This is a genomic window from Chitinophaga sp. LS1 (assembly GCF_034274695.1).
In the GTDB taxonomy this organism is placed as follows: Bacteria; Bacteroidota; Bacteroidia; order Chitinophagales; family Chitinophagaceae; genus Chitinophaga.
Genome location: NZ_CP128362.1, coordinates 3,110,941 through 3,137,494, shown reverse-complemented (window position 1 = coordinate 3,137,494; position 26,554 = coordinate 3,110,941). Strand labels below are relative to the sequence as shown.

Below are 26,554 nucleotides of genomic sequence, written 5' to 3'. Positions count from 1 at the left end.
TACAAATATATGCGTAGCTATTTAACTACGCATATATTCTCTAATAAATTTTCAGATCGTCTTTGTATGCTTTTTTGTAGAGTGTCATGATTTTATCAAGGATAGCCGCGCGTTCATCTGAGTTAATGTCAGTATTATCATCCCATTGAGCAATTGTTTCAGGGTTAATGACTGCAAACCTCGCTGCGATCTCACACAGCAGGGCACGGTCATTTTCCTGGTAAAACAAGGTTTCTCCACGGTAGAGGATCAGTAACCCATATTTATTACCGTCTTCTTCGTACCGATAGGCCCGTTGATCGGTTTTTAATTCATTTATAATGGCTATTGTTGCTTTTGAGTATTTCCTTTTGCTCATTATCAGGTTGTCTTATAAATGTACCAGCCATCTCCTATTTCTTTCAACATGATCAATCAGCCGGGATTCATTTCAGGTAAATCTTTTTTGTGTGCGATGTAAAGATAACCAACTGTATTGTCAACCATTCCATCAATTGAGAAATTGATACTTTCATAGGCATTACTTATCAATAATCGTTGCTAACAGTTCGCTCTCAAATATTGCTTTTGGGGAAATCACCACTTCATCTTTCGGAATATTATTCCCATATCGTTCTTTCATCTTAGCTTTGACCACATCACTCGTCAGATCAAAATCACTTAACTTCTCCAATTTTCCGATCTCAATACCTGTGGCCCGTTGATAAACTTTCCAGATGAGTTCTGAACAATACATCCGGTCATCACTCCATTCAAAAGTAAGGTCGTAATTTTTACCGGTAAACGTCTTTCCCACCTGCTGCATTTTTTTCAACGCATCTGGCGTCAACACTTTATCCGCATTCTTCAGTCGTTTAATCACATAATGGCCACCTTTCCCTCTCGCAATCCATTGATCCAGCGGTGTCCGCTTTACCGGCTGCACGGCTTCGAACACATAAAAGTTATCGCCTTCTTTATATACGATTCCACAATGAGAGTACCTGGATTTTGTGGCCAACCGGATCGCCTTGCTTTGTGCGGACTGAGAGGTCTGGAAAATCAGATCTCCACTGTGAATGGCAGGGGGAGTTACAAATCTTTTTCTGGCGTTCACACCAATGAACAGGGTCAAACCTAAAAGGGCAATAATGAGTATTCCTTTCTTCATATGTATTGTCAATACAAGATAATAGATTTTAGACAAACGGTTTATGCATAATATTCTTCTTTTTGCCCCTTTCCTTTCTTATATTCGGTTATAACACGTTGAAATGTTGACCTTATGAAAAGCGTAGCAGGCCTTCTTATAGCGACGTGTCATTAACAAAGATAAAGTGACTGAACAGGAAATCCTGTTAAAAGGCTATGGCCGGGTCAGGGATGTGAAGATGGGACCGGATGGTGCGATATACGTGATCACCAATAGCCCGGATGCGCTGTTACGAATTACGCCACGTTAATAAATAACATAATTATGAAAACAACCTTTATTGCAATCGCGATCATCTTTACGCATGTATCATTATTCGCCCAGCACTCACTGGAAAAGTTATGGCAGACGGATACCCTGCTTACTACCCCGGAGTCTGCCCTGCTGGCGCCCAATGGACAGTTCTTATACGTTTCCAGCATGGGTACTAAACAGGAAGGCAGCGGCTATATCAGTAAAGTAGCACTGGATGGTAAGATCATTACCAAAGAATGGGTCAGGGGCTTGAATGCCAACAAGGGCCTGGGATTGTATAAAGGTCATCTGTATGTGGCGGAGCTGACAGCTGTAGCCGAGATTGATGTCAAAACCGGTACCATCGTACGCAGGATCCCCATCGAAGGTGCAAAGATGCTCAATGACATTACCATAGATGCCAAAGGTGTGGTGTATGTAAGTGATTCCAGAGCCAACAAAATTCACAGAATTAAAGATGGGCAACCAGCTGTGTACCTTGAAAACATGGATAATGCAAATGGGTTATTGGCAGTTGGGTCCATGCTCTATGCATTGACTAACGGTAAACTGGTACAAATAGATGCGCAGAAAAACCCTACTATCATTGCAGAAGGATTGGAAGGCAGTACAGATGGAATTGTGCAGGTAAAAGAAAATGAATTCGTGATAAGTGGCTGGCAGGGTATTATCTATTATGTAAAGACAGACGGTTCCAAACAGGTATTGCTTGACACCCGCGAGCAAAAAAGTAATACTGCTGATATATGGTATAATGCAGCGACACAAACATTATATGTACCTACCTTTTTTAAAAATACGATTGTAGCCTATAAATTAAAATAAAACTTTTTTTGAGTGCGCAAAAAAACTGCGCACTTGCGTCCAACCTTTGTATTGTTATCACAAACGAAAACAAAAACCGTCATGAGATTCAATACATCAAAGAAGGACGTATCCTCCACTGTTAACTACGAAGGTGCAAGGGCTTACAACCTTACACCAGAGCTGGAACTGTATAGTGCTGTTGTTACAGCTTCTTTCCATGACCAGTTTTATGAAGGAAGTGAAAACCGGCTGGTGCGCATACGTGAGCTGATCAAAAAAAATGATCCGCAGTTCGTAGCCCGCCTGGCTGTATATGCCCGTGAAAAAATGTACCTGCGTAGTATTCCGCTGGCGCTGGCTGTAGAGCTGGCGAAGGTGCATACTGGAAATGCATTGGTGAGTAATATGGTGAACAGAGTAGTACAGCGCGCAGATGAAATTACTGAGTTGCTGGCATGCTATGCCCTGTCTAATAAACGACAGGAGACTAAAAAGTTACATCGCCTGAGCAAGCAGATACAAAAGGGACTGTCGATGGCATTCAACAAATTTGATGAATATCAGTTTGCAAAATATAACCACGCAGCGGCAGTAACATTAAAAGATGCCCTGTTTATTGTTCATCCAAAACCAAAGGATGATGATCAGCAGTTACTGTTCGATAAAATTGCGCAGGATGAACTACAGGTACCCTATACCTGGGAGACGACCCTGACAACTACCGGTCAGGTAAAGTATTCCGACGCTGGCGATAGGCAAAAGGCCTTTCGCTATGCGTGGGAACAATTGATCGACTCTAACATGATGGGGTATATGGCAATGATACGTAACCTGCGTAACCTATTGCAGGCAGATGTGGATGACAGGATTATTAAAAAGGTTTGTGCACACCTGACTGATGAAAAAGCAGTGTTGCATTCAAAACAATTGCCTTTTAGATTTTTGTCTGCCTACCGTGAATTGAAACAGGTAAAACATAAAAGAACAAAGGATGTGCTGGAAGCGCTGGAAACAGCAATACAGATTTCAGTACAACACCTGAAGGGATTTGATGATGATACGCGTATCGTGATTGCCTGTGATGTATCTGGTTCTATGCAGACAGCCTTATCAGCACGAAGTGTGGTGAAATACTATGATATTGGATTATTGCTAGGTATGTTGCTGCAGTATAAATGCAAAAATGTGATAACGGGTATGTTTGGTGATAAGTGGAAGGTGGTTGATCTTCCTAAGAAGAATATACTGGCAAATGTGGATGCGTTTTACAGGAGAGAAGGTGAGGTGGGTTATAGCACGAATGGTTATAAAGTATTGGCTGATCTGATAAAGAGTAAACATGTAGCGGATAAGGTGATGATGTTTACAGATTGCCAGATGTGGGATAGTACGACGAATAATCAGAATGATCAGAATACGCTGGCAGCGCAGTGGCAGCTGTATAAATACATGGTTCCACATGCGAAGTTGTATTTGTTTGATTTGGCTGGATTAGGTCAGACACCGGTGAGTGTGGGGGGAAATGATGTGTTTTTGATAAGTGGGTGGAGTGATAAGGTATTTGAGATATTAGCAGCGATAGAGAACGGGCAGGATGCGGTGAAGCATATAAAGGCGTTGACATTCTAGTTTGTTTATACCCTGAGATTCATTCATAGTTAAACCTCAAAAAATAGTAAAGCGAAGGTGTCGTTATAACGGGTTACTTCATTCTTTAAATTGAAAAAAACCGACCCTTATTCTTTTTACCCTTTTGGCTTTCTAAAAGCTCGTCTTTGGACGGGCTTTTTTTATTTTGAAAATGCGGCGATCGAAACGATAAAAACCAATACAGTGGCTGTTTTTATTTGTTTTTTCGGGTTGAAATTATTTACCTTTGGAGGGTCAAATTATTCAATTTATTCACGTTTAAAAATGTAAAATCATGTATGGCGGTTATGCAGAACACGAAAGATATATGGAAATAATGAGAAAGGCACGGGAACGGGTAAAGAACGATCCGGAATACAGGCAGCAAGTTATTGACAAATTAGGGTTGGAAAAACTTTTTAGCCAAATGACTGAGGAACACTGGGAAATAGCAGATAGAAGATATGGTGTATCAGACAAAAAATCTTAAACCAGACATATGAATAATTCAAGTATCATTTATTCATCTGACCAGGGTCTTTTATTGGGTTTCCATGGATGTGATCAATCCATTGAAGGATCAAATCATTTATTTTTCTTCACTTTTAAAAACTAAAATTTATGTACGGTGGTTATGCAGAATACCAAAGGCATATGGAAATGCTGAGAAAAGCACGGGAACGGGTAAAGAACGATCCGGAATATAGGAAAGAATTAATTGAAGAATTAGGATTGGAAGAACTTTTCAGCCAAATGACTGAGGAACATTGGAAGATAGCAGATAGAAGATATGGTGTATCAGACAAAAAATCTTAAAACTCACATATGAATAATTCAAGAATCATTTATTCATCTGACCAGGGTCTTTTATTGGGTTTCCATGGATGTGATCAATCCATCAGGGACCAAATCATTCTGGGTCAGATTAGGATGAAAGCCAGCCATAATGGATATGACTGGCTTGGATCAGGAATTTATTTTTGGCAAAACAATCATGCAAGAGCGATGGACTTTGCTAAAAATCCACCTGGTAAAAGTAAAATAGATAATCCGGCTGTACTGGGAGCGGTTTTTAGCCTTGGAAATTGTCTTGATCTCACTGACAAATCGTATATCGATAGAATCAGGGAATCATATTATCTTTTAAAAGACACATTCTGTGAGATAAACACTCCTATGCCTAAAAACAGGCCTGCCCCGGGATCTCTTAATCCAAAAGATAAAGTATTACGGGGTTTGGATTACAACGTAATTGAAACATTACATAGGGAAATAATCAAAACCGGAGAAATCCCCTTCGACACAGTCCGCTGCGTCTTCATAGAAGGCAATCCCATCTACGACGACTCCGGCTTCTACGACCAAACCCATATCCAGGTCTGCGTTCGTAATCCAAACTGTATCAAAGGCTTCTTCCTCCCAAGACTCGAAGACCCGGAATGGTATAAAGCGGCATAAATAAACAACCACTTATGCGTGAAAAATTTAACCCCTAATGAATTTTAATCCATCACCCCACTATTCCCCAATAAATACAGCCCACTCAGAAACGAATCCATCCCCTCGCCAATCCAGTAATGCCCCCCACTTCATTTTCCACCCCGTCACTTTAACTACGCCATCCCTCCATTCGCTCCTATGTTCTGCCCACTGATCCACTTCGCATCATCACTCACCAAAAAAGCCACCACCTTCGCAATATCCTCCGGCTCACCAATCCTGTTAAACGCTGACAATCCCGCCAACCTCTCCAACGCCTCAGGCGTCTTCCCATTCAGAAACAACTCTGTATTAGTAGGACCAGGAGATACCACATTCACATTAATTCCCCTTGCCCCTACCTCTTTCGCAAATACACGTGTCATCTGCTCCACCGCTCCCTTGGTAGCTACATAAGGCCCATAAGTAGGCAATAATAAACGGGTAGTAGAAGAAGAGAAGTTGATAATAGTCCCATTATCAGCGAGCCTTGTAGCAGCTTCGCGCATGGTATTGAAAGTACCTTTTACATTGATAGCAAACTGCCTGTCAAATTCTTCGTCAGTCGTATCTTTGATTAATTTATAGAGCAGGATCCCTGCATTATTCACCAGCACATCCATTCTTCCATATTGTGCTATTATGGTGTCGAACATTCTTTTTACTTCGTCGGATTTACTTACATCCGCCTGTATGGCCATTGATGCTCCGCCCTGCTCCTGTATAGCCGCCACGGTCTTGTCTGCCGCCTCTTTATTGCCAGCGTAGTTGATCACTACTGTCGCGCCTTCTGCAGCCAGTTTCAGCGCTATGGCCGCGCCAATACCTCTTGATGCACCTGTTACTAAAATAATTTTCCCTGTGAGCGTTTTCATATATCCTTTGTTTTGTGTTTGATAAAACAAAGGTCATACTTTATGCGCACAGAAAAATTACACAGATTAAAGGAAGAGATGTAAAATTCTAAGAAAGGTTATTGCCAGCACTCCCTGTTCTATTCTAACAAGGGTTATCGCAGCACCCCCTGTTCTGTCACCATTTCAAATACTTCGTCCAACTTACCATTGAACCATTCCTGCTCTTCTTCTGTAAATGCACGACAATATTGCATTTCACCCTGCAGAGAGCGGAATTTCTCATCTATAGGGCGGTGACTATAAAAAGCAGATTTACCGGATTTCAGTTTATCCAGCCACTGTTTAACAGTGGCTGTTTTACTGACTGTTTTCATAACCGATTCCTCAAAATCGAAGCGAAGCACTTCACAAATGCCAGGCTGCAACAAGAGAGCATACTCGTCAGTATTTAATTGTAATATATCATAACCGTCTGGTTGTAACACCATGGGTTTCTGACCTTTGATAAGAAGCTCCATCTGTCCGCTTACTACCTGCTGGACAACAGTTCGGGGCGATTCTTCTGATACCACTACCAATACGGGTTGCTTAATAAAGTATACCAGATGTACCATGGCGAATCCATCTATGTTCCGCTCCTGTAAGAGTACATTTACATAGTTGGATTTGTATAAATAGGGTTTGGCAAACCGGTTAACATGCTTGAAATAGGGTAGAGAGAGAACGTCTTTAACTCTGAAATTTTCTACGGGGTTTACAGCTAATCTAAAATACATGGGTTAAGGTTTAACAGATCTATAGTAAAGTTCTTCCAATCTGCTGAATTGATACAACAGTATGATAAAATCGCATTTTTCCGATACCTTTGTAGTATGGAACACGTGGAAGTATTCAAAGCATTATCCAACAAGGCCAGGCTTCAGATATTACAATGGCTGAAGGACCCGGCAAATAATTTTCCGGCAGAAGGATGCTGCGAAAATGGCGTATGTGTAGGACAAATCCAGCTTAAAATGGGGGTTACACAATCCACTGCCTCTGAGTATTTATCGCTCTTACAGCGAACAGGACTGCTGACCGTGACCAGGCAGGGACAGTGGACATATTACAAAAGAAATGAAGATGCTATTAAAGAATTGGGAAAACTGATTCTGGAAGATCTATAAACAATACGGCCATCCTTTCAGGATGGCCGTATTGTTACCTATTCTCCTGATTTATAATTAATTGAAGAAGGAGGTAATGCCTGCTCCCCACTTCCCCACTGTTTATTTGGCGCAGCACCCATATCCAGCTCCAATACCCCGCCTTTCAACACCTCCTGGTGCGTAAACCAGGGCTTATTCAGCACTTTTCCATCCAGTTTTGCACTTTGAATGTACTTGTTCTCTCCTGAACTCTTAGGTGCATTGATCGTGAATACCTTACCATTTTCCAACTGTATCGTTACCTGCGTAAATACCGGACTACCAATATTATACTGAGGAATACCCGGGGTTACCGGACAGAATCCCATCATGGAAAACACTACAAAAGCCGTCATACCACCCCCATCTTCATCTCCGGGAATGCCAAATAGGTTGTCTGTATACCAGGTATCCATTAGCATGCGGATGCGTTTCTGTGTCTTCCAGGGCGCTCCCAGGTAATTGTACAGGTAAGGGATGTGGAAACTAGGCTCATTGCCCATTACAAACTGCCCAACCAACCCCGTCGCATCCGGGAAGGTATACCACAACTGGTATTTGCTTCTGCCCAGTCCTTCACGGAACAGCTGGTCCAGGTTCGCCTCTGCTGCCTTAGGGCCGCCCATCAGACCAAATAATCCTGTCAGGTCATGCTTTACATCCCAATTGTAGGTATATGCATTGTTTTCTGTGAAATAATCACGACCACCCTGACCACCTGAGAATTTAGGGTCAAATGGCTCGATCCAGCTGCCGGCGGAGTCCTTTGGCCACATAAAGCCTTTATCTGCCCGGAATACGTTTTTATAGTTAGCCGCACGCTTTAAAAACAATGGAACATCTTCTTTTTTACCTGCCGGTATAGCCAGTTGAGCGATACACCAGTCATCAAAGCTATTTTCCAATGTCACGGCCACAGATTGTCTGCGCTCAAAACCATGTACTTCACTCACCCACTCTTTCTCTCCCGGTCTGAGGGCAGGCATATAGCCATGTGTATTGTAAAAAGCATCCAGCTCTGTACCCGGGCCATTTCTCCACGGCAGCAGGGTTGCCTCTAAAGCATTCTTTTTTAGTCCTTCATATGCCTTGGCTACATCAAAATTATGTACGCCTTTGAACCACGCATCTGCCATCCACGCGGCGGCATGATTGCCCGTCATACAAGGCATATCGCCGGTTACGACTGCGAACGAAGGCATCCAGCCACTCTGCTCATACATCTGGATATAAGAACTGATCTTATCTGCTTCTGTAGAAGGGTGTAAAAGGGTCTGTAATGGTTCTAATGCGATATAGGTATCCCATAGCCAGTTATCCGCGTAAAAGGGCTTATCTGAGGAATGTACCTGGTGATCGTATGCGCTGTAATACTTACCGTACTCGTTGATATTGATCATACGCTCGTAAGTACGGTACAGAGAGGTATAGAATACCCGTTTCTGTGCAGGCGTACCGCCTTTCACATTGATCTGGCCCAATACTTTATCCCAGGCTTTAAATGCCTTATCTTTTACTGCATCGAAGTTCCAGTCAGGGATCTCCTTTTGCAGGTTAATTTTTGCCTGTTCGATGCTCACAAAAGAAACACCGTATTTTACTGCTGTTGCTGCCGGCACTTCTGCCAGCAATATCTTTTGACCTTCTTTATCTAAAGTTTGTACACCTACGATCGGGGTGCTCAGCTCTGCATAAAAGTAAGCTGCCATGCCGTGGAATTGTTCTGTACCGGTGATCACCTGTTTGCCGGTTGCTTCGATAGTGCCTTTACCATTCAAAGGCTGAAAACGGAGATAGTGCTTCTCCTTTCCCTGGAAGTGAAAACGGAAATATCCGCTACGCGCTGCAGGCGTAAATTCTACCTGGTCCGCATCGTCGAGGAAAGTACTGTAATAGTAAGGCGTAGTACGCTCCCTGTCCCATACCCTGGGTGCAAAATAATCGTCGCCTGATATGGGCATCATACCAAAAAGGCTTTCCTGCCTGTGCGATGCAATGGTAAGTGGGAAATCATGAATGCGGTCATCCAGCTGATCTTTGCGGATGGGAAATACCCTCACCATACTATTAGGCAGGTGAACTGTAGGACGGGTGGGTTCCAGTATGATGCCCACACCGCCGATAGTGGGATCTACATAGTTGACATTGCTGGTTGTACTCTGTCCCCGTGCGAATGGGGAGGCAAATAATGCCATACCCAATAGCAGCCTGTTTAGTTGCATATCTTTCGTTTTTTTTGAGAGGACTAAAAATATAAAAAAATCCGGTCACCCTCATTAAATGAGGACAACCGGAAAAAGGAAATCGGCAAGCTATATTCTTAGTCTTTCAGGTGCAGGTACGCCTTCACCTTGTTATAATCTTTCCAGTCCACAGCTGAACGTGCTGCTGTACCACCTGGGATCAATACATACCGCCGGATTGGTAAAAGTAGCCTTACAAACGGGCCTTGTCTGATCCTCAGAAAATATTCGTAGTATCGTAGTATGAGAATGCTAGGGATATTACTGCTTATTAATCTGCCTGTTATGGCACAAACACCGCAGGTGTTAGGAAAAGTAAAATCGGATAAATTGGACGAGGCCTCAGGTCTGGCAGCCAGTGCTACCCTACCGGGATACTTCTGGACACACAATGACAGTGGCGGAAAGAATGAAGTATACCTGCTGAATAGCAAGGGGAAGCTGGTCAGCAGTGTGAAATTGAAAGGGGCCGTGAACAGGGATTGGGAGGATATTGCAGAGAATATTGGTCCCGGCGGCAAACACTATGTATATGTTGGAGATATCGGCAATAACCACGCGTTGAACATAGATATGCAGATCTACAGGTTTCCGGATTTTTTGACCGTACCGGGTGATAAAACATCTGTGCATGCGGATGCGCTCTTTATCAGGTTTCCTGATGGCGCCAGAGATGCAGAGTCACTAATGATTGATCCGATTGGAAAATGTATGTATGTTGTAAGCAAAAGAGAAAAACAGGTGAGCCTGTATAAGGTACCAGCACAATACTTCAATTTTAAAGATCAGCAACAGGTAACACTGGAAAAGGTATTGACCTTACCCTACACCTGGATTACAGCCGGCGACATCTCGCAGAATGGAGAACACATTGTTATCAAAGACGAATCACATATTTATTACTGGCGACGTAAAGGCAATGAAGCTATCGAAATGACGATGGCACGGCCGGCGACCTTATTGCCATATGTGCGTGAAAAACAAGGAGAAGCGGTAACGATTAGCGTGGATAATAAGGGATACCTGACGATCAGTGAGGGGAAGAAACCGGATCTGTTTTTCTATTCACATATATTTAAATGAGAGCGTATCAAAAATAAATAAACCTCTTCAGAAGTGCTTAAAGGACTACCTATTTCCATTAGGTAGCCGAATTAAACGAGGCCGACTAAAAAGGGTCCCCCTCTCGGGTAGGTGATGGAGACGAAATGGCTTTTACGCAACTCTCAGTGCCTTCATTTTACTTTTAGTCAGCCTCGTTTTTTTTATATAGTTAGCTTATGTTTCCCCGGTTGTAAAAGTTGATCTTTCTTACCTGGTAATTTTAATGTCGCGGTTGTATTTGCGGGTACTTCCACTTCCAACATCACCTGTTTCCCATTCCGCTTCCAGGAAGAGACGATCTTACCATAGCGGCATTGATAATCAGCCTTTGCAAAAGTGAGCTGAGACACAAATGAGGGTTGAATAAAGAAATGCTTAAACCCGGGCGCTGTTTCATCCGGACGGATACCCGCCAATGTTTTGTAGAACCATGCACAATAGTCTCCAAAGAAGATATGATTGTGTGATAATTCCCCCGGCCAGTCTTCGAACAAGGAAGTGGCACCGTTTGCAATCCAGTGTGCCCAACCTGCATAACCTGTATCTGTCAGCATTTTCATAGCCAGTTCTACATGTCCGTTATCACTGAGTGAAGGCAGCACATATTTGGTACCTAATACGCCGAAATCAGCATGATAATGGTTGTCTGTGATCTTCTTTGCCAGTTGCTCTACTGTTTTAGTCAACGCAGGCTTTGGCACCAGCTCGTGGTATACAGTGGTACTGAGAGCCGTGGCAGTGGTCACATTGTACTGCATGGTCTGCGTATTATAATACTCCTTGTTGAAAGCAGCACTGATCTTTTCTGCCAGTGCAGTATATGCAGTCACATCTTCGTCTTTACCTAATACACGTGCCATTTTAGACACCAGCACCGCGTCGGTGTAATAACAGGCTGTAGATGTAAATGGCACGGGGGTTTCTACCAATGACATCCAGTCGCCCAGGCCCATTTTGAAGATATGGTTCTGCGCTTCGCTGGTGAGCAGGTCAGTGTATTTTTTGATCGCATCGTAGTTCTCTCTTATCGCAGCGGTGTCGCCTTCATAGAGGTATAAATACCAGGTGATGATGGGCAGTGCACTACCCCATGCCGGACCAAAGGTAAAGTCCTTGCGGTCATAGCCCCAGCCATTGGAAGGAACGATACCTGGAATAGATCCATCCGGTGTCTGCGCATCCCGGATGTCATTCAGCCACTTGCGATAACCCGGTGCAGATTTGTAATTCCACAGACCGATTTCTGCGGAGATATGCGCATCAGCCGTCCAGCCGTTCTTTTCACGCTGTGGACAGTCGGTAGGAATACTGAGGAAATTGCTTCTGTAAGATTGACGGGCTGCTTCGTACAGCTTATTGATCATAGGATCAGAGCTGGTGAAATGACCGGCTTCTTCAAAGTCTGTACTGTAGAATAGGCCTTCGATGGCATTCTTATCCAGTTTTGCATCAGTTTTCACTGATACATACTGAAAGCCATGATAGGTGAATTGCGGTGTGAAAGTTTCGATACCACCGTTCCCTTTTAAGATATACACATCTGTCTGGAAAGGCAGTTCACCCGGCCAGCTACGCATGTGTTCTGTGTTATGAGCAAGGTCTATTTTACCATCTTTCAATACCTCTCTGTAGGAAAGGGTCACTTTAGTACCTGCTGTACCTTTTACTTTTAAGGTCACAACGCCGGCAAAGTTCTGGCCCATATCGAAGAGATATTCATCCTTATCTACCTGTTTTACACTTACAGGTTTGATACGCCTGATGATCTTAATAGAAGGCATTTCCTGTGGCACCAGTACACCACCGGGAGAATGGGTTTCAAGGGCGGTCTGCCAGCTGGCATCATTGTACCCCAGCTTGTTCCAGCCCGGTAGTTCTGCCCGGGCATCGTAGATTTCGCCGGTGTACAGGTTGTTGTACTGGCTAGGTCCGGTGGTGCACTTCCAGCTACGATCCGTAACGATGGTTTCTTTACTACCATCTTTGTAGATGAGCAGGATGTTGATGAGCATGCGGGGTGTATTGCGCCACGGTGCTTTGTGAAATTCCCATACTGCATGGGATTGTACATTGTACCAGCCATTTCCCAGTTCTGCTGCTACGACGTTGTCTCCATTAGCCAACAGGGCGGTAATGTCGTAGGTGTTGTACAGCAATCTTTTGTCATAGCGGGTATAGCCCTGTTCCAGCACGGCATCGGTGACAGGTTTTCCGTTTACATACAACACATGATACCCTACACCGGATACGTAAGCGACTGCACTTTGCAATGGCTTACCCGTATGAAATACTTTCCTGAAAAAAGGTGCTTTTGTGATAGTGGTATCTGTGGTATTCGTGATCCAGCTACCTGACCAGTTGACCTGTGCATACAGGAAACCGGGCAGGCAACATAGCAGGCAAAATAAAATACGTTGCAAGGTTTCTGTTTTTTTTGTGATTTATGGCACTACAGGGAAAGCTACGATGCGTACTTTGGTACAACCATAAGGCACGAGCGTAATATCCTGTACTGTATTGTCTACTTTTCCTTTGTAAATACCTTCCCTGTCGGTAGGTGGCTGAAAGGCCACACCATTCAGTTCTTTCCAGGAAGGGATGGATTTGGCCGGTACGGTGATGGTGACAGGAGCATGTGCCAGATTCCATACGAACTGGTCGTCTACCTGTTTTACCACAGCTGCTTTAAAATGAGCAGCAGGTTTATCCACATTGTCCCTGATCAGCGCATAGTTCCATTTGTCTGTAGGATATACACTGAAGTATTCGCCTTCTACTTCGTCCGTCGCTTTCTCCCAGCTTTCATTCAGTTTCAGGGCGTATACCAGCGGGCCTCTTTCTATGGCGCGGGAATGTCGGCCCCATACAGTAGTGGTGATATCCATTGGTAATTGTAATACCAGTTTGTCGTTGTTTTTCCAGCTCCGGTTGATGGTGATCACCTGATTGCCGGTGTCCTTGCGGAGTGGCTGTCCATTCAGGAGAATGGTAGCATCTTTACACCATGCAGGGATGCGTAACTGTAATGGGAAGCTCGCTGTTTTTTTCAATGAAAGCGTGAAGCTGATCTCATCATTGAAAGGATAAGTAGTGGCTTCATGTATCGTCACTTCCGTTTGCGCTGCGCCAACTTTGGTGGTCAGGTCATTTGGTGCATAAGACAGGGCGGCAATGCCGTTGTCTGGTGTGCTGTACCAGAGTTGAGCAGTGAACTTTGTCCAGCCCTGATGCATATTTGCAAGGCAGCAGGTATAACCGCTTCTGGGACCGAGTACGTTACACATTTCTCTGCTAAAAGGCAGGGAGAAATCGAATACGCCTTTGCTGATCTGTACCTGGTTGGCTACCTGAAAGTATTGTTTGTTATTATAGTCATCTGTTGTCTGCGTAGGCAGGGCGTTGAAGGCCATTTTTTCCAATGCATCCATGTAGTGAACATCGCCGGTGATGGAGATGATGTTTTCCAATGAGTACATGGCTTCTACGATGGCGCAGAGCTCAATACCCTGAGTAGGTTCATTACCATTCAGGTCTTCATCGCCGCTGAAGATGCCCATGGGCAGACCATGAACGGTCATGAGGTCATGCCAGCCGGTGTGGAGTGCCTGTAAGTCCTGCGGATCGCCGGTACGCTGGTAGTTGATAGCGGGCGATTTCAGGGCCATGGCTACGTTCACACCGTGACGGTTCATCCAGTTGCCCATGTGGGCATAGGTGGTGGTGCTGATCACCCATTCATGGCCACCCATCCAGCGGGTCCAGGGAAAGGATTGCTGTTCGATCTTGTCTGCCAGTTGTAAGAGGGAGGGATCTTTGGTGATGCTGTAGAGCCATTGGGCCATCATTACATTGTCCGCACCTCTGGAAGCTGCCCAGTCAGTCCATTTGCCGATGGGGGCAATGTCGAGGGCTTTCTGCTGGTACTGGAAGTATTTGGTCATGAAGGTGATGACACGCTGATCGCCGGTGGCGGAATAGTATTGCTGCAGTACTTTGAGCATGACCATTTTGGGCCACCAGTCGTCGCCGTCGGTGGCGTTGGCAACTTCTACGCTGGTGTGTTTTTCTCTTTCAGCACCGGTGAGAGGGCCGAAGTAGCCGCTGGGGCGCTGGTGGTCGAGGGTCCAGTTGACGTAGCGGAGAACTTTTTCTTTTAATGCTTTGTCGTCAAGGAGATAAGCGAGAGGAAGGGCGCCGTCAAGCCAGTAGGGCGTTTCTTCCCAGCCGTCGCCTTTGCCGCCGAGCCAGCCATTGTCGTTTTTTAATTTAGCATAGTATTCGTCCAGGTGACCTGTGGAGCCGTCCCGCATGATGAGGAGCTGGTGGCGGAGCCAACCGGCTGGCTTGATGCTACCAAGAGGTAGGGTGGTGTACACGGGGGGATGGTAGGAGTCCGCATGTGGAGAGATGTGGGCCCTTGCCGGGAGTATGGATAATACGGCAAGGGTACAACCCGCGAGGAAATTGATTTTCATTCGTTGAGACTTGAGTACAATAATAACGTGAGGAGGTAAGGTAGAAAAATAAGCGGTAAAAATATAATGTTTACCGAAGTTAACCCCATTTTCACCGGCAATATTAGTCGTATTAACCTCTCTTCTATTGTGCTTTTACCGGAAGAATAGCAAATTTGTTTAATAATTCACTCTCATGGAAAACAGTATCCTCACCGTATCCGGGCTTAATGTCAGGTATGGTTCCCTGCACGCCGTACAGGATGTTTCGTTCGATGTAAAGGCAGGTGAAATCTTTGGGTTGCTCGGTCCGAATGGGGCCGGGAAAACCAGTACACTTAGCGCGATTGAAGGTTTACTTCGTCCACAATCCGGGCAGGTCCATATAGCCGGTTACGATATACGACAGCAGCCGCTGCTTGCAAAAGCTAATATGGGGGTACAACTGCAAAGCACCAGTTTTCAACCGGAGCTGACAGTGGCGGAGATCGTTAGTTTGTATGCAGGATTATATGGGGTGGAACCACGGTTGGAAAAGCTGGGAGAAATACCTCCCCATAAGAAAATGTCTGAATTGTCAGGTGGACAGCAACAAAGGGTGAGTTTGCTTATTACTACTATTCACAATCCTAAACTGGTGTTGCTGGATGAACCAACGACAGGGCTGGACCCACAATCGAGGAGAAACCTGTGGGAGAAGATAGAGGCTATCAGGGAAAACGGGAATGGGGTGGTGTTGACTACACATAGTATGGAGGAGGCCGAGGCAGTGTGTGATAGATTGGCAATTATTGATCATGGAAGGGTGTTGACGATTGATACGCCAGAAGGGTTGATAGAGAAATATAGGGATGATCCGGAGGTGGTGAGTGTATCAAGGAAAGGGAAGATTACACTCGAGGATGTATTTATTGCCCTGACCGGACGGGCGGTTAGATTTTAGAAATATTCGGGCCTGACTAAAAAGTAAAATGAAGGCGTTCAGAATTGCGTAAAAGCAATTTCGGCTCCATCACCTACCCGAGAGGGGATAACCTTTTTGGTCAGACCCGAGGCGTGGCCTGCGGCCGGCTTTTAAATGAAACAAAATATTCTTTTATATGCTACCTTCTTCTACTAATGTTTTCAAAGCCTTATTCAAAGCAGACCTCCTTATTCAATGGCGTAACCGCAGAGCGGTTTTCATGGTCCTGCTGATCCCTGTATTTATCCTCTTCTGCTGGAAAAATGCAGTTGCCAAAATCGGCCCTTACTTCGTATTAAGTACCTGCCTCACTTTAGGTTTGATCTCCATTGGCCTCATGGGCTACTCAGCCACCATATCCCGCGACAGGGACAAAGGCGTGTTCCAGCGGCTACGGGTCGCCCCTTTTAACCCTGCCTTGATTATGGCCAGCAAGTTGCTCGTGCAGCTCATGATGATCTTTGTGTTAACGATCCTAATTTTCGTGAGTGGTTATTATTTTGATGGCATCACGATTTCTACACAGGGCTATGTGGTCACCTTCTTTACCGCTTTAATAGGTGGTGCTGTTTACCTGAGTCTCGGCCAACTGATCACGGGGCTTATCACCAATCCAGAGTCAGTGAATGGCGCTACCAGGATGATCTACTTTGTGTTTATCATGGTAGGTATGCTGGGTGAACTGGGTACACTGGGTGATAAATTAAAAACGGTGTCCATCTGGTCACCTTATGGAACAGTGAAGGCGATCATCAGTACAGGCATGCAGCCAGGACACTGGGATACCACTAGTACCCAGGCGCTGGCGTTCTGCCTGATCTATGCGGTCGTTTTTGCCGGAATCGGTATCAGGAAATTTCGCTGGGCGGTGAAATAAACATTGGCAATATATCCAGTATCTGTTCCACCTGCCTGAAGTTAGGGCTGTCTATGTGCACATCTATATGTTCATGCGCCCAGGTAGTGTGAAAAGGAATATGGATAGCATGACCCCCTAAATCCAGTACCGGCAGTACATCCGACTTCAGACTATTGCCTATCATCAGGAATTGTTCTGGCTGGATGTCCAGGTGTTTCAATAACTTCTTATAGTCCTTCGGTTGCTTTTCGGACATTACTTCTACATGGTGGAAGTAATGATCCAGGCCGGAGTTTTTAAGTTTCCGTTCCTGGTCCAGCAGGTCTCCCTTGGTAGCTACTACCAGCCGATAATCACCTTTTAGTGATTGCAATACTTCTTCCACACCATCCAGTACTACGATAGGGCGTGCCAATAACGCCTTGCCATAGGTGATGATCTTGTCAACGGCAGTGATGTCGATGGTATTATTGCTGACAGTAAGAGCTGTCTCAATCATGGAAAGCATGAATCCTTTGATACCATACCCATAAAGGGTGAGGTTCTTGATTTCTGTGTGCAACAGTTCCCTGGCTACAGTGTGCTGGGGCAGGTAGGCTTCCATTAGTTGGCAGAACTCGTTCTCTGTTTCACGAAAATAGGGTTCATTGACCCAGAGTGTATCGTCTGCATCGAATGCGATTACTTTTATACTCATAAGTTAACAACGGGTTACAATACTAAAATAATTCTTTTTGATGGAGAATCGGGTGCAGTGAAGAGATTGCAAAAAAAATCAATACGCCTTCGGCAAACTGATTTTTTTCTGACCTATCTTGCCCCTGCGAACTAAATTAAACCTACTGTCATGGAAAATTTGTTTACAGTTGATTCTCTTATCAGCCTGTTAACCTTAAGCGTACTCGAAATTGTTTTGGGTATAGACAACATTGTATTTATTTCTATCCTTGCCGGCAAGCTGCCGGAAGAACAACAAAAAAAAGCCCGGAGGCTGGGTTTGACCCTGGCCATGTTTATCCGCATTGGCTTATTGATGTCTATCAGCTGGATCATGTCATTGACAGCCCCGCTTTTCAATCCGGGTAACTGGATTGGCATTCAAAATCCTAAGTGGCTGGAAATGGCGGAAATCTCTGGCAGGGATCTCATTCTGCTCATTGGTGGTCTCTTTTTGATTTACAAAAGCACATCAGAAATTCATGAGAAACTGGAAGGCGGAGAGCATACTACCAATACGCCTAAAGTAACCAGTTTTTCACAGACGATCATCCAGATCTTACTCCTGGATATTGTCTTCTCCCTGGATTCTGTGATCACCGCTGTGGGCATGGCAGATCATATTGAAATTATGATCGCGGCCGTGATCATTGCTGTCGGTATTATGCTGCTGGCATCAGAAGGGATCAGTAAATTTGTGAACATACATCCTACCGTGAAAATGCTGGCACTGTCCTTCCTGCTACTCATCGGTGTGTCATTACTGGCAGAAGCATTTGATCAGCACATTCCAAAGGGGTATATTTACTTTGCGATGGCGTTCTCCGTATTTATCGAATTATTAAATCTGAAAATGCGTGCAAAGAGCGCTCATCCGGTAAAGCTCAAACAGACGAAATTATAATAGAACAGTGCACCGGAAATCATTTATCAAAATGGCAGCATTGCTGCCATTTTTGCCTTACTCTTCACAGATAGAAAAGGCGCTGAACCTGCCAGGTATGTTCCAGCCAACGGAGAAAATGCCTCTATTTTTTGTAGGACATGGCGATCCGGAAAATGCTTTCCGGGATAATCCTTTTACGCAGGCCCTCGCAAAAATGGGGAAAGAACTACCCCGTAAGCCCACAGCCATCATGGTGATTTCGGCACATTACCTCACCGCCGAAGAATCTTACCTGAAAGTACCCGGACATTTCAATTGTCCTTACTACAGCGTGTACGGTGCCACTGCTTTTAAAGATAAAGTGCCGCAGGTGACCGTGGACGAAAGTACGGATATGGACCACGGTGCATTTTCAGTATTGCGACATATGGCGCCTGAGATGGATGTACCGGTGATGGAGTTAAGTATCCCCATGGCACAGCGACTGGATTACCACTGGAAACTGGCGCAGTACCTGAAACCGCTGCGGGAAAAAGGTGTACTGATCATTGGGAGTGGCAATATTGTACATAACCTTGAAAAGGGATTTTTCAAAGCGAAACCTTATTCATGGGCGATTGAGTTCGATGAATGGGTAAAAAAGCGAATTGACGAACGGGATTTCGGTAGTTTGTTTTACTATAATAATCTGGGTAAGATCGCCTTGAAAGCAGTACCTACCACAGATCATTATATTCCCATGCTGTATGCCATTGCAATGGCAGATAAGCATGAGAAGATTCAATACACTTATGAAGAAGTATTTTCAGCATTCAGTATGCGATGCTTCAGAGTAGGATGATTCACCTTCTTTTCTATTTGAATAGTAAAGTCAGCAGACTTTTCATCCTGTAAAAGGATGATCTTCTACAAGTTAGTAACGATTATGAAATTGTAAAGTACGCGGGTATTATTCGCGCAGGCGCTCGTCGGTATAGGTAATCTCCGTCTTGCCGTGTGCCAGTGGTTTACCATTCTCATCTACACTCACAAATACCATCTTATCGATGGTCAGGATGCTCTTCTTGGTAATTTTGTTACGGGCTTCGCAGGTAAGGGTCAGAGAGGTGTTACCAAAGTGCACTGCCTTGATACCTAATTCCAGGATATCCCCCTGCTTGGCGGAGCTGATGAAATTGATTTCAGACATGTACTTAGTCACACAACGGTTGGTACCTAACTGGATGATGGCGTATATGGCGGCCTCTTCATCGATCCAGGATAATAAACTACCGCCGAACAAAGAACCGTGAGCATTTAAATCCTCCGGTTTTACCCATTTTCTAGTATAAAAATTCATTGCACATTCTATTGCAACGCAAAATTAAAACTTTCCAGGATAAAACCCTGTATGGGGCGGCTGGTTATAGCCCACATTCTGCCATATGATGCTCATTCTGTACTGGTGATCCTGCATTAAAGTAATGATCCTGTGGGTGGTAGGGATGGTTGTGGTATAAATTCTCAGAGATTGATTATCTGACGTTCTCATGACTAATTCCTCTCTCCAATCGCCAAAAAGGTCCGCTGTTAAGGTAGGTGTGGCCTTGGTGCCGTTATTTGCAACACAACCTTCAGCCGTGAAAATGGTTCCTCTGCCATACTTGTCGATATGGTTGCCATCGAGGAGTTCGCGGCTCAGGTCTCCATCCCACCAGATGAGAAAGTTCGTAGAGCGGGGCGCATCGCCAATACGGTTGCCTTTTGTGTCGTAGAGTCCTTTGGAGCCTGACCACCAGAGTTGGGCGCCTTTGCGGGTGCTATCGATATTTTCAGCGACCCCACGACCTACATCCTGATCTATGGACCCCCTGAACAGGATCTGGCCGGTGCGGGCATCGTACAATGCAGCGCCAGTGCCTTTGGCGCCATTTTCCAGTTCATGAATTCCAAACACTTCCAAACCCGGGTGATCAGGATCCAGGTCACCTACATGCAGGGCATCGCCATGACGCAGGCCAGTGGTGTAAAGCCCTTTGCCATCATCGTCTACACACATGGAGCCATAGATGATCTCGTCTTTGCCATCGTTATCCACATCGGCCACACTCAGGTTGTGGTTGCCCATACCGGAGTAAGGACTACGTCCGTCTTTGGTATCGAATACCCAGCGGGAAGTGAGTTTGCCGTCCTGGAAATCCCAGGCAGCGAGTACGATGCGGCCATAGTAACCTCTGCACATGACTACGCTGGGGCGCTTGCCATCGAGGTAAGCTACGCAGGCAAGAAAGCGGTCTACCCTATTGCCGTAATGGTCTGTACCACCATTGCCTCCATAACCGCCCCAGCCACCAATATCGCCACGACCAGGGATGTAATCGGTAGTAGCCAGTGCTTCGCCGGTCTTGCCACTGAAGATCGTAAAGTATTCAGGCCCTGTCAGGATCCTGCCGAATGATTTGGAGGTCGGGTCCAGATCGCGGTAGTCTTTTGTGCTGTCGCCAATTACCTTCCCTTTGCCATCGATAGTGCCATCGGCGGTTTTGCAGGCAAATTCGGCAATGCTATCACCATCTAAGTCGTAGACCATGAACTGGGTATAGTGGGCGCCTTCGCGGATGTTACGCCCCAGGTTAATTTCCCAAAGGAAGGTGCCATCCAGTTTGTAGGCCTGAAAGATGGGCGGATCGGTAATGCCGGATTGGGAATTGTCTTTGCCCCGGCCGGTTTGATGGAGGATGATCTCGTATTGGCCATCACCATCCAGGTCCGCGGCCGAGGCATCGTTGGGTGTGTAACCAGGTGGTGTTTTGAGGGGAATAGTGAGGTATTGCTGAATGGGTGCATCTGCCTGGATGGTGTAAGTAGCCGTGTTGGTTTCTTTTCCACCAATGACAGATTTGACCAGATATGTATGGGTATGGTGAATATCGGCGTGGTTATCCACATAGTTGGTGACAGACTGGGAAGATAACTTTTGCAGTTGACCATCTGTTTGCCTGTAGATATTGAAAGTAATAGCAGATGGATCTGTGTCAAGCAGGCGCCAGCTGAGGAAAGTCTGGGTAGGTGATTGCGGAATAGCAATGAGGCCACGATCCAGTTTTTCACCGGGTGCGAATAATAAAAGAAATAAGAGGTGCATCATCATCTACCATTTAAAAGGTAAGTACCAGTTTGCTTTGTTCATTAATCTTGATCTCACAGCTTCTGCCCTGCTATCGTTGGCAGCTACAAATTTAGCTGCGATCTTATTAGCCAGCCAGGCAGGATCAGTAGCTTGCCTGCGGAGTGCAACACGCAACAGGTCAGGCCAGCGATAACCTTCGAAGGCAAGTTCCAATCCATCTTCATCTATTAACAGATCTTCCATCCTGTTTGTGAGTGTAGGTCTGTCTATGACAGGTTTATCGGTAAGCAGTGGGTCACTCATCTCAAATACACCGGTGGAGTCTACTTTTACTGACTTTAGCCCTACCCTACCGCGTACCCCTATATTTCGGTACCAGACATTGCGGAACTGTGGGTAGTTGCCATCACGGGCATCAAAGTCATAAGGAGGCACATCCTTTGTCTGCTCTATATCGGTGACATTGCGGCCCTCGCCTCCTGTTACACCAGTAGCCATATACACAGGGTCGTAGGTATTTTTGATACCGGTATTCAGGAGTGCATAGGCGATCTTATCACGATTGTCGCGGTTGGCAGCTTCTGCATAGTGCAGGTGCAGGGCGGCTGCGCGGAACAGTATCCACTTACTGGAGGTTTCGAAAGGTAGTAAAGAAGTATAGTTGTACGTGTATTTTTTGATGACTGGTTGTGTACCTGAATACTTGAAAGAGATATTTGGCCCCCGCAGGTCTATAGGGGTATTATCACTTCTGAATTGCTTATTCCAGTTGGCGATCGCCAGGTCGGAAGGGCGTATCTGGTAGCTACCACTTACATTGTCACAGAGTTCTATGAAAGGATTAGCTGGTGTAAAGTTCTTGTCGAATGGCAGGTTCCAGATGATTTCGTAATTGGAATAACGCTCTCCGTATGGCTGGCTGAAAATGTTGCTCCATAAGGCACCGGACAGGTTAGCAGTATATCCCACTCTGTATACTTCGTACCATTGTTCACTGTTCATGGCTGGGTACAACACATCTGCATAGTTCATCATGACACGGTAGTTAGTTGCTGCCTGTGTATAATTGCCATTCCAGAGATACAACTCGCCGAGTAAGCATTTTATATTGATAAAGAACTTTTCTGTGGAATAACCATCTGTTGTAATGAGCAATGAGGTGCCGGCCGGGAAGGGATATTTGTAAGGTAAGCCTTCTGTAAAGGTGATGAGTTTACTCAGCAATTCATTGAAGGTGACACGGGGAAATTTGGATACATCCTTAATGGCATCGATAGTTTCTAATGGATCAGTGATGTAAGGTATTTCTCCATAGTGAATACCCAATTGTAAATATAACCAGGTACGCATCGCCCCTACAGCAGCGTAGCGTAGTATATAATCGTCATTGCTGATCCGCTTATCCTGTAGCATGGCATCGAAGTTCTTCAGTGCATCGTTGCAGTTCATGATCACTTCATAGAATGGGCGGGGATCAGCGTAGGTATTATCTGCACTGACTTCGTGGATATTGAGTTCCTGCAGATACTTATCTGTTGTGGATGTAGTAACATCTACCAGATCGCCTCTCAGTTCATTGAGGATCATGTACCTGTCTGCCAATCCCATGACTTTCCCATAAATCCCGATCACGGCGGCATCTGCATCATTCACATTTTCGTAGACCTGTGAATGATCAAGTGCTTCTTCAGGTTTGATGTCGAATAGTTTTTTACAGCTGCACAATATGCTACAGCAAAGCAGTCCAGTATATAGTAATCGTTTCATGTTCTTGTTAATTTTATAAGCCCATCCTGATACCTAGTTGTACCGTTCTGTATTGAGGAAATAAGCCGTCGTCGATACCACGTGTGAACACGCTATTGCCGCTGCTGAACTCAGGATCAAAGCCCAGGTAATTAGTCAGGGTAAATAAGTTATTGGCAGTGGCAGAGATGCGTACATATTTCATGGCGCCATGCTTCAGTGTAAGTTCATAACAGAGGCTCAGTTGTTGCAGGCGGATGTATTCACCTTTTTCTATCCAGCGATCGGAGAAACGTGCGTTGCCATTAGGATCACCCCATGCAGCACGGGGGACATTCGTTTCCTGGCCATCCTGTTTCCAGCGGTTGCGTACTGCTAAGGTTTGGTTGTTGTAATTGCTCATAGATTCCAGGTTTGCACGGGTGTGGTTGTAGATATCATTGCCATGACTGAAGGTAAAGATGGCATCCAGCGCCCAGCGCCGCCAGCTTACATGGTTCGTGAAAGCACCGGTAAAATCGGGATTGGGGTCCCCAATAATCTGTCTGTCATTCTCATCGATCTTGTGATCGCCATTCGTATCCACAAAGCGAATATCTCCTCCCTGAGCACCCATACCTGCTTTATTGGCTTCTTCATTAGTTTTGTAGATGCCTTTGGTTTTATAGCCGTAAAACAGATTGGCGGCATGGCCTACAGCTGTGAGGATGGTGGCATCTCCGTAGGTTGTGAGCAATTGGTTGCCGGGTATTTTGGTAATTTTATTCTTATAGGTAGATAGCGTGAGACCTACATCCCACTTCAGGATATGATCTATTACACGGCCAAATAGTGATACTTCTATACCATGTGTTTCCATTGCGCTGTTGTTGGTGATCACATGATCGAATCCGGTGGCAGCGGCCACAGGTTCTATGGTCAGCATATCTGTGGTACGATGCTGAAAGATATCAAGACTGAAACTTAGCCTTTCGTTATAGAAGGCACCATCCAGTGCGGCATTGTATTTTGTGACCGTTTCCCATTTCAGGTAAGGGTTGGCGATATTAGCGCGTACTAATCCCTGTAAGCCTAAGAGGTTCTGAGAAATGTAATATTGCCGGGAGGTATAATTGCCGATGTCATCATTGCCTGTTCTGCTGATACCGGCTCTGAGTTTGAGCGCATCGATATTGTGCTGATCTGAGACAATGAGCCAGGCGGCAGATAAACCGGGCATCACGGCGTATTGATTGCGGGTAAAGGTATATCTTGAAGAGCCATCTACGGCCAGGTTGAAGCGCAGGAAGTATTTATCTCTATAGGAGTAATCAGCATTAAAGTAAGTATTCAGCCAGTTCCATTTGCCAATTGTACCACTTACTTTTCTCAGTTGGTTTTGTCCCATCCCCACGCTGACAAATTCATCAGTGGCAGAGTTATAACCTAAGCCGTAATCTGATTCACTGTTATTATTGCTATAGCGTACACCCAAACCTGTATTGAGATGATGGTATCTGGTGAATTGCTTATCGTAGGTGATACGGGTATCGTTGTATAGGCTATAATATCTTTCTACATTGCTACCTGAGCGATTGTATGCGACAGCGTTTGACAGTGTATCAGGTTTAACACCAGCTTCAGGAATAAAGAAGGTCTCTCTTACTTTATCAAAAGTGACACCTGTGATGGTATTGATGCTGATATTTTTTGTAACAAGGTAGTTGAACCGGATGCTACCAAAGAAGCGATAGTTTTTGTTAATATCCTGCATCTTGTCGATGATGGAAGCAGGATTGGAAACGCCAAAGATGTCATAATCAGCGAGACTGGGCGAAGCAATGCCTTCATCACTAATGGCCTGACGGTGGAGGAAAGGTGCTTTGATGAGCGCGAGGTATAATGGGTTTGTCTTAGGCGAAATACCCTGATCTTTGTCTTTCTGCGTATTGCTGGTAAATGCGAGATTGATAGCCGCCTTGAGTTTTGCAGACAGGTTCAGGTCCGCATTAAAACGGGTTTGGTAGCGGCCCAGATCTGTACGACGGATAGTACCGCTTTGTTTGAGGTATCCCAGTGATAAGCCATAAGTGGCAATATCATCACCACCGGCTACCTTCAGAAAATACTGTTGATTGAAACTTTGGTTCGTGACTTCTTTCTGCCAGTTTGTATTATTGTGATAGCGATAATAATCCGGATTAGGATTGTCATTCATGTAAGGTAATGCAGCTATTTCCGCAGGGGTCTTTCCACTACTTTGTAACAGGTCAGAGAGATATAAACGGTAATCACCTGATTCCATTACAGGAAGCTGCGCAGGTGGTGTATTAAATCCGCCCATCACACCGAAATCGATGCGGGTAGCTAGTTCCTTTGCATGTGAGGTAGTGATGAGGATCACACCGTTAGCGCCTTTGGTACCATATGTACTGGTACCGTCTCTCATGACGGTGATGTTGTCTATATCCTTGATATCGATATCTGCCAGTGGGTTATTCACATAGCCGTTTATTAAGGAGCCACCGTATTCATTGGTATCGTAGATCATGCCATCCACGACTACCAGTGGTCTGTTAGTCGCATAGAGAGAGGTATATCCCCTCATAAATAAATCAGCGCCCATACCGGGTGTACCGCTACGCCTGATGACCTGTACCCCCGGTACTTTGCCCTGTAAATAGTTTTCAGGGGAGGTAGTGATCTGCTGCCAGTTGTCGGTTGTATTGAGAGTGGTAACAGGATCTGTGGTCTGCTTGCGGTCGTAGATAGAATTGAATGTTTCTTCATGCAGACTCGCGGTGACTGCATGCCTGCCATTCAGGGTGATGATCTTCGTTTGGTAGCCGGGTCCGGATACAGTAAGGGCGGTGCGGTAATCAGGTGCTTTGATGCGGAACTCTCCTTTTTCATTAGTGATGGCAGCAGAGAATCCTGGTATACTAATATTGATACCGGGTATTGTCGTGCCAGTAGCTGCTTCTTTGATCAGTCCTGTTACCACTACTGTATCCTGCGCCTTTGCATGAAACCCCAATAAAACCGCCAGCGTTATGTAAATAAATGCCTTCATAATAGATTGAGATG

Annotated in this window: 24 protein-coding genes; 12 read left to right on the top strand and 12 right to left on the bottom strand. The window is 45.1% G+C overall.

Annotated features, from left to right (window positions below):
• Positions 1 to 40: 40 nt before the first annotated feature.
• A complete protein-coding gene (locus QQL36_RS13100) occupies positions 41 to 358 on the bottom strand; it encodes a hypothetical protein (RefSeq protein WP_083730235.1) in 318 nt (105 codons plus the stop codon).
• Positions 359 to 520: 162 nt separating this feature from the next.
• Positions 521 to 1,150 (bottom strand): YiiX family permuted papain-like enzyme, encoded by a 630-nt coding sequence (locus tag QQL36_RS13095; protein ID WP_321569935.1) that lies wholly within the window; start codon positions 1,148 to 1,150, stop codon positions 521 to 523.
• Between the two features lie 166 nt (positions 1,151 to 1,316).
• Here QQL36_RS13095 and QQL36_RS13090 point away from each other — a divergent pair, with 166 nt between their 5' ends.
• From QQL36_RS13090 to QQL36_RS13065, 6 genes are all read left to right on the top strand, one after another.
• Complete coding sequence (locus tag QQL36_RS13090; protein ID WP_321569934.1) at positions 1,317 to 1,442, top strand: PQQ-dependent sugar dehydrogenase; 126 nt, start codon at positions 1,317 to 1,319, stop codon at positions 1,440 to 1,442.
• 14 nt (positions 1,443 to 1,456) lie between these two features.
• Entirely contained in the window at positions 1,457 to 2,272 is an 816-nt protein-coding gene (locus QQL36_RS13085; protein ID WP_321569933.1) for an ATP/GTP-binding protein, read from the top strand.
• Positions 2,273 to 2,353: 81 nt separating this feature from the next.
• Positions 2,354 to 3,883, top strand: coding sequence for a TROVE domain-containing protein (locus QQL36_RS13080; RefSeq protein WP_321569932.1), 1,530 nt, complete (start codon positions 2,354 to 2,356; stop codon positions 3,881 to 3,883).
• A gap of 295 nt (positions 3,884 to 4,178) precedes the next feature.
• Positions 4,179 to 4,373, top strand: a complete 195-nt coding sequence (locus QQL36_RS13075) for a hypothetical protein (protein WP_083730230.1) — start codon at positions 4,179 to 4,181, stop codon at positions 4,371 to 4,373.
• 131 nt (positions 4,374 to 4,504) lie between these two features.
• Complete coding sequence (locus QQL36_RS13070) at positions 4,505 to 4,699, top strand: hypothetical protein (protein WP_083730228.1); 195 nt, start codon at positions 4,505 to 4,507, stop codon at positions 4,697 to 4,699.
• 9 nt (positions 4,700 to 4,708) lie between these two features.
• The gene (locus QQL36_RS13065; RefSeq protein ID WP_321569931.1) at positions 4,709 to 5,341 is read left to right on the top strand and encodes a hypothetical protein; all 633 of its coding nucleotides are present in this window, start codon (positions 4,709 to 4,711) and stop codon (positions 5,339 to 5,341) included.
• A gap of 155 nt (positions 5,342 to 5,496) precedes the next feature.
• Here QQL36_RS13065 and QQL36_RS13060 read toward each other — a convergent pair whose 3' ends face one another.
• The gene (locus QQL36_RS13060; RefSeq protein WP_321569930.1) at positions 5,497 to 6,237 is read right to left on the bottom strand and encodes an SDR family oxidoreductase; all 741 of its coding nucleotides are present in this window, start codon (positions 6,235 to 6,237) and stop codon (positions 5,497 to 5,499) included.
• Positions 6,238 to 6,371: 134 nt separating this feature from the next.
• Positions 6,372 to 6,995 carry a hypothetical protein gene (locus QQL36_RS13055; RefSeq protein ID WP_321569929.1) on the bottom strand — a complete coding sequence of 208 codons (624 nt, stop codon included), beginning with the start codon at positions 6,993 to 6,995 and terminating at the stop codon, positions 6,372 to 6,374.
• 96 nt (positions 6,996 to 7,091) lie between these two features.
• Here QQL36_RS13055 and QQL36_RS13050 point away from each other — a divergent pair, with 96 nt between their 5' ends.
• Positions 7,092 to 7,385, top strand: coding sequence for a helix-turn-helix transcriptional regulator (locus QQL36_RS13050; RefSeq protein WP_320580717.1), 294 nt, complete (start codon positions 7,092 to 7,094; stop codon positions 7,383 to 7,385).
• A gap of 38 nt (positions 7,386 to 7,423) precedes the next feature.
• Here QQL36_RS13050 and QQL36_RS13045 read toward each other — a convergent pair whose 3' ends face one another.
• Positions 7,424 to 9,628: a GH92 family glycosyl hydrolase gene (locus QQL36_RS13045; RefSeq protein WP_321569928.1), complete on the bottom strand. Its 2,205-nt coding sequence runs from the start codon at positions 9,626 to 9,628 to the stop codon at positions 7,424 to 7,426.
• A gap of 306 nt (positions 9,629 to 9,934) precedes the next feature.
• Between QQL36_RS13045 and QQL36_RS13040 the strand changes: the two genes are divergently transcribed.
• A complete protein-coding gene (locus tag QQL36_RS13040) occupies positions 9,935 to 10,732 on the top strand; it encodes a hypothetical protein (protein WP_321569927.1) in 798 nt (265 codons plus the stop codon).
• 182 nt (positions 10,733 to 10,914) lie between these two features.
• On the opposite strand, the gene QQL36_RS13035 is transcribed toward QQL36_RS13040, so the two are convergent.
• Together QQL36_RS13035 and QQL36_RS13030 are read right to left on the bottom strand one after the other, a co-directional pair.
• Positions 10,915 to 13,173 carry a glycoside hydrolase family 78 protein gene (locus QQL36_RS13035; protein WP_321569926.1) on the bottom strand — a complete coding sequence of 753 codons (2,259 nt, stop codon included), beginning with the start codon at positions 13,171 to 13,173 and terminating at the stop codon, positions 10,915 to 10,917.
• 21 nt (positions 13,174 to 13,194) lie between these two features.
• A complete protein-coding gene (locus tag QQL36_RS13030; protein ID WP_321569925.1) occupies positions 13,195 to 15,228 on the bottom strand; it encodes a beta-L-arabinofuranosidase domain-containing protein in 2,034 nt (677 codons plus the stop codon).
• Between the two features lie 175 nt (positions 15,229 to 15,403).
• On the opposite strand from QQL36_RS13030, the gene QQL36_RS13025 reads away from it, so the two are divergent.
• Both QQL36_RS13025 and QQL36_RS13020 read left to right on the top strand, forming a co-directional pair.
• A complete protein-coding gene (locus QQL36_RS13025) occupies positions 15,404 to 16,150 on the top strand; it encodes an ABC transporter ATP-binding protein (RefSeq protein WP_083723807.1) in 747 nt (248 codons plus the stop codon).
• 157 nt (positions 16,151 to 16,307) lie between these two features.
• Positions 16,308 to 17,048 (top strand): ABC transporter permease, encoded by a 741-nt coding sequence (locus QQL36_RS13020; RefSeq protein WP_321569924.1) that lies wholly within the window; start codon positions 16,308 to 16,310, stop codon positions 17,046 to 17,048.
• On the opposite strand, the gene QQL36_RS13015 is transcribed toward QQL36_RS13020, so the two are convergent.
• Positions 17,020 to 17,727: an HAD family hydrolase gene (locus tag QQL36_RS13015; RefSeq protein ID WP_083723811.1), complete on the bottom strand. Its 708-nt coding sequence runs from the start codon at positions 17,725 to 17,727 to the stop codon at positions 17,020 to 17,022. The genes QQL36_RS13020 and QQL36_RS13015 overlap by 29 nt on opposite strands.
• Positions 17,728 to 17,877: 150 nt before the next feature.
• Between QQL36_RS13015 and QQL36_RS13010 the strand changes: the two genes are divergently transcribed.
• Both QQL36_RS13010 and QQL36_RS13005 read left to right on the top strand, forming a co-directional pair.
• Positions 17,878 to 18,651, top strand: coding sequence for a TerC family protein (locus QQL36_RS13010; RefSeq protein WP_083723813.1), 774 nt, complete (start codon positions 17,878 to 17,880; stop codon positions 18,649 to 18,651).
• A gap of 31 nt (positions 18,652 to 18,682) precedes the next feature.
• Positions 18,683 to 19,474, top strand: coding sequence for a class III extradiol ring-cleavage dioxygenase (locus tag QQL36_RS13005; protein WP_321569923.1), 792 nt, complete (start codon positions 18,683 to 18,685; stop codon positions 19,472 to 19,474).
• A 108-nt stretch (positions 19,475 to 19,582) separates the two neighbouring features.
• Here QQL36_RS13005 and QQL36_RS13000 read toward each other — a convergent pair whose 3' ends face one another.
• From QQL36_RS13000 to QQL36_RS12985, 4 genes are read right to left on the bottom strand one after another with little or no spacing between them, the layout of a single operon-like run.
• On the bottom strand, positions 19,583 to 19,972 hold the full coding sequence (locus QQL36_RS13000) for an acyl-CoA thioesterase (protein ID WP_083723817.1): 390 nt from the start codon (positions 19,970 to 19,972) through the stop codon (positions 19,583 to 19,585).
• Positions 19,973 to 19,996: 24 nt separating this feature from the next.
• On the bottom strand, positions 19,997 to 21,763 hold the full coding sequence (locus QQL36_RS12995) for a rhamnogalacturonan lyase (protein ID WP_321569922.1): 1,767 nt from the start codon (positions 21,761 to 21,763) through the stop codon (positions 19,997 to 19,999).
• Complete coding sequence (locus tag QQL36_RS12990; protein ID WP_321569921.1) at positions 21,764 to 23,509, bottom strand: RagB/SusD family nutrient uptake outer membrane protein; 1,746 nt, start codon at positions 23,507 to 23,509, stop codon at positions 21,764 to 21,766.
• A 13-nt stretch (positions 23,510 to 23,522) separates the two neighbouring features.
• Entirely contained in the window at positions 23,523 to 26,540 is a 3,018-nt protein-coding gene (locus QQL36_RS12985; RefSeq protein ID WP_321569920.1) for a SusC/RagA family TonB-linked outer membrane protein, read from the bottom strand.
• Between the last annotated feature and the right edge of the window lie 14 nt (positions 26,541 to 26,554).